The 3891-nt window shown below is 64.3% G+C and carries 5 protein-coding genes; 1 reads left to right on the forward strand and 4 read right to left on the reverse strand.

Annotation, left to right across the window (positions count from 1 at the left end; genetic code table 11):
- Positions 1-278: 278 nt before the first annotated feature.
- The gene (locus tag QMX79_RS20230; protein WP_282248374.1) at positions 279-851 is read right to left on the reverse strand and encodes an Ax21 family protein; all 573 of its coding nucleotides are present in this window, start codon (positions 849-851) and stop codon (positions 279-281) included.
- A gap of 713 nt (positions 852-1564) precedes the next feature.
- Here QMX79_RS20230 and QMX79_RS20235 point away from each other — a divergent pair.
- On the forward strand, positions 1565-1924 hold the full coding sequence (locus QMX79_RS20235; RefSeq protein WP_282248375.1) for a DUF1428 domain-containing protein: 360 nt from the start codon (positions 1565-1567) through the stop codon (positions 1922-1924).
- A 48-nt stretch (positions 1925-1972) separates the two neighbouring features.
- On the opposite strand, the gene QMX79_RS20240 is transcribed toward QMX79_RS20235, so the two are convergent.
- The 3 genes from QMX79_RS20240 to QMX79_RS20955 are packed head-to-tail and all read right to left on the reverse strand — an operon-like array spanning position 1973 to position 3841.
- Positions 1973-2653: a hypothetical protein gene (locus tag QMX79_RS20240; RefSeq protein WP_282248376.1), complete on the reverse strand. Its 681-nt coding sequence runs from the start codon at positions 2651-2653 to the stop codon at positions 1973-1975.
- Positions 2654-2663: 10 nt separating this feature from the next.
- Positions 2664-3371, reverse strand: a complete 708-nt coding sequence (locus QMX79_RS20245) for an NrdJb (protein WP_282248377.1) — start codon at positions 3369-3371, stop codon at positions 2664-2666.
- 59 nt (positions 3372-3430) lie between these two features.
- The gene (locus QMX79_RS20955) at positions 3431-3841 is read right to left on the reverse strand and encodes a histidine biosynthesis protein HisIE (protein WP_336618881.1); all 411 of its coding nucleotides are present in this window, start codon (positions 3839-3841) and stop codon (positions 3431-3433) included.
- Positions 3842-3891: the final 50 nt, after the last annotated feature.

The raw sequence follows: 3891 nt of genomic DNA on the forward strand, positions 1-3891 counted from the left end.
GTTGGGGGGGGGGCGGGGGGTCCCCCGTACGCGGACCATTTCGCCCGGGGGGGCGCGCCCCCCCCCCGGGGGGCCCCCTACCGCGCACCTCGGGTGGCACGTCCATTCCGACGGTACGCGCACGCCGGCGGTACGTGCACGCGGACGGTATGTGCGCGCCGGTGGTAGGTACCGACCGTTGGTCGGTACGCCCTACGCGCGCATAAAAAAAGCCCGGCAATGTGCCGGGCCCTTGCCGCTACGCCGATACCGCGCGTAGCGAAGCGATCAGGCGCCGCTTACCAGCTGAAGCGCGGGCCGACCGACCATTCCTTGTCACCGTGGCGATCCATCTTGATATCGCCGTTGATGCCCCAGTTCTGGTTCAACTTCACCTGGCCACCCAGGCGGCCGTAGAACTGGCCATCCGGATTGATGCCGTGCTTCTTGCTGTAATCCTCGTAACCGGCCATTGCGTAGACTTCGGCGTGCTGGCCGAACGCGGTGCGGATACCGGCTTCAGCGCTGTAGCCGTTGAAATCCAGGCCTTCCTTCGGGTCGAACTTGTTGTAGGCAACGCGGCCCACGAAGTCGGTGCTGGTGGCGATTTCGTGGTTGAAGCCCACGCCGACGCGCCACTGGTCAACCTTGAAGTTGCCGATGTCGGTCTTCTGCTGGTTGTACTCGCCGAACGCGTGGAAGTTCGGCAGGAAGCCGTACGAACCCTTCACACCCCAACCATCGGCCTTGCCACCATCGGCATCGGTCTTGACGTAGTCGCCTTCGGCGTAGTTGTAGGACAGGCCTTCAGCAGCCGAAGCGCCGAACGGCAGAGCGGCGGCGAGCGCCAGGGCAATCAGGGAAGTCTTCATGGGGGTACACCTTTTCTGTTCTACGTACGTGCAGTGGCGCAAGCGGCTTCTGCATCGGGAATGTAAATTCTCCGTTATTCGACACAACGCGCCCTGAAGTGAGCCGCTTTCAACTACGCGAATTTTTGGCATCCATTCAGACGCGTCGTGTCATACGCGTGCGCGCTGCATTTTTCAGGTGTTCTGTGTGTGTTCGCGGCGCACGATGAACCTCGCGTTTACAACGCGCGGGATCTGGTGGATTGGGAGTGATCGAGAGGTCGCCGCTGGACTTACGCCGAAATGGTTCGGCAGGGCGAAGGGAATCCGGTCACGACGATACCCTTGCAGGGCGTCACGTGCTGGGGAAGCCGCTCTTGGGGAGTAGTCGGCTAACGCGTCCATCTTCCGTATTGCACCGGCTGACGCAGCTCTGGCATCAAACCGCAGGGCCCTTGGGGTGGCCTGCTGCCCGGCGCTTGAATAGTGAGGCGGAATGCGGCGCGCGAATATCAGGATGTTCCTCACCGTCGTTAAGGGTTTTCTTACCCTTATCACGCTGCAGCGCGGCGAACCAGTGACTTAACTCTTTGATTATCTGGACAGATACGCTGGATTAACGGAATCATCACCGCCTGAATCACGTGGCACAGGCACTGTCGATTTCCCGCACCCCCACGCGTCGTATTCCTTGAAGGTGCCCGCCGTGGTGCACCGGTTACCGGAGGCTGCAGATGTCCTATATCGACGGTTTCGTATTGGCCGTACCCACCGCCAACAAAGACAAGTTCATCAAACACGCCAACGAAGGCGATTCGGTGTTCATGGAATTCGGCGCGCTGCGCGTGGTGGAATGCTGGGGTGATGACGTCACCCACGGCAAGCAGACCGACTTCTTCCGCTCCGTTGAAGCCAAGGACGATGAAACGGTGGTGTTCTCCTGGATCGAATGGCCGGACAAGGCCACCCGCGATGCGGGGATGGAGAAAATGATGAAAGACCCGCGCATGGATCCGGCCAACAATCCCATGCCGTTCGACGGCAAGCGGATGATCTATGGCGGCTTCGTACCGATCGTGGAACTCAAGAAGTAGCAGGCGATGTAGCGGTCGAATCGACGGCCCGGGCAGCCACCGCCCCGCTCAGCGCGCGTGGCTGCTGTCGTCGTCCTGGCCATGGCCCATGCCCATCCCGGCGCCACCACCGCCCATTCCGCCCATGCCACCGCCACCGCCGCCCTTCCCTCCAGCGCGGTCGCCGGCATCGGCCTTGCCCCGGGCACCACCGGCCGCAGGCCGGGCCGGGCCTTGGCGCGGAATCGCAACGCTGGCAGGAATGGGCGCCAGGTCCAGCGCCTCGCGGATGAAGTCGCGCAGCGATACCACCAGTTCGGCGGTAGGCACCGCACGGCCTGCGGCCAGTTCGTTGGCCGCATGCGCGGCCAGCCGCACCTGGTCGTCGGTGCCCAGCAGCACGATGTCCGAGAGCGCCGCTTCCACCGCATCGCGGATCCGGCGTGCACGGTCGCTGCCGGTGCTGAGTGGCAGGTTCAACGTCTCGTCGCCCTCGCCGGGTGCCTGGCGCAGGTCACGCAGGTGCCGCGGGTCGACATGCAGCGCGCCGGTAAACGACCCACCCAGCGTCTTGTAGGCGGCAATCAGGGTGCGCAGCCGCTCGTTGATCTGGCGGTTCTCGCGCTCGCGGCGCTGCTGCAGGGTCTGCATGAACACCAGGCGGATGCCCACGCCGATCAGGGTGATGACCGCCAACCCGACCAGGGTCGAGAGCATGGCCTGCCAGGAGCTGAAATCCAGGTTGCGCATCGCAGTCAGCTCACCCGCACTTGGAGTACCCGCAGTTCAGGCAGGTGGCGCAGCCGTCCATGAACACCTGTGCCTTGGTGAAGCACTTCTCGCACATGCTGGCGCTGGGCGGGAAGCTGGCGCCGTCGCCGGTGATGGCCAGGTCTTCGCTCTCCCGCGCTTCATACTCGCGGCGCTTTTCGGCGATCAGCGCGCGTTGCGCGGCGCTCATCTCCGGGTCGTGCAGCAGGCCGATCGACTTGAGGTGGTGTTCGACGATGCTGCCCAGTTCGGCCACCAGCGAGGGCATGTAGGCGCCGCCGATCTTGTAGTAGCCGCCGCGCGGGTCGAACACGGCCTTCATTTCCTCGACCAGGAAGGTCACGTCCCCGCCCTTGCGGAACACGGCGGACATGATCCGGGTGAGCGCTACGATCCACTGGAAGTGCTCCATCGACTTGGAGTTGATGAACACCTCGAAGGGCCGGCGCAGCTCGTGTTCGGTGCCCGGGTTGAGCACGATGTCGTTGATGGTCACGTAGAAGGCGTGCTCCACCATCGGCGATTTGATCTTGTAGGTGTTGCCGACCAGGACGTCAGGGCGCTCGATGCGCTCGTGCATCTGCACGATGTCGTTGGCGGCGTCCGGGAGCGGGGCGGCGGCAGGCGCTGCCTGGCGCGTCTCCTCGGGGGTGACGACGGCATACCCGGTGATCTTCTGATCGATCCTGACAGCCATGGTGCGTTTCCTCGGTGTTCACGGCGCCCGCCCGGGGGCGGGCGCCGTGCATTACCTGCTTACTTGCGGGCGCGCTTGGCCGGGGCCTTGCGGGCCACGGTCTTGGCGGCGCGCTTGGCCGGTGCAGCCTTGCGGGCGACCGACTTGCGGGCAACGGCGGTCTTCTTGGCGACAGCCTTCTTGGTGGCGGCCGACTTGCGGGCCACGGTCTTCTTGGCGACAGCGACCTTCTTGCCGACCGTCTTGCGGGCGGTGGCGGTCTTCTTGGTCACGGCCTTCTTGGTGGCGGCCGACTTGCGGGCGACGGCCTTCTTGGCGGTGGCAACCTTCTTGCCCACGACCTTCTTGGCGGCCACGGTCTTCTTGCCAGCGACCTTGCGGGCGGTGGCCGACTTCTTGGCGACAGCCTTCTTGGCGGTGGCGACCTTCTTGCCCACGACCTTCTTGGCAGCAGCGGTCTTCTTGGTCACGGCCTACTTGGCAGCAAAGGACTTCTTGGCGACCGCCTTCTTGGCGGTGG

Source organism: Stenotrophomonas sp. PS02300, assembly GCF_029959395.1.
Classification (GTDB): domain Bacteria; phylum Pseudomonadota; class Gammaproteobacteria; order Xanthomonadales; family Xanthomonadaceae; genus Stenotrophomonas; species Stenotrophomonas maltophilia_AD.

Bases quoted from the DNA above. Each gene is read 5' to 3' on its own strand.
- QMX79_RS20245 (WP_282248377.1), bottom strand. From the start codon at position 3,371: ATGGCTGTCAGGATCGATCAGAAGATCACCGGGTATGCCGTCGTCACC.
- QMX79_RS20240 (WP_282248376.1), bottom strand. From the start codon at position 2,653: ATGCGCAACCTGGATTTCAGCTCCTGGCAGGCCATGCTCTCGACCCTG.
- QMX79_RS20235 (WP_282248375.1), top strand. From the start codon at position 1,565: ATGTCCTATATCGACGGTTTCGTATTGGCCGTACCCACCGCCAACAAA.
- QMX79_RS20230 (WP_282248374.1), bottom strand. From the start codon at position 851: ATGAAGACTTCCCTGATTGCCCTGGCGCTCGCCGCCGCTCTGCCGTTC.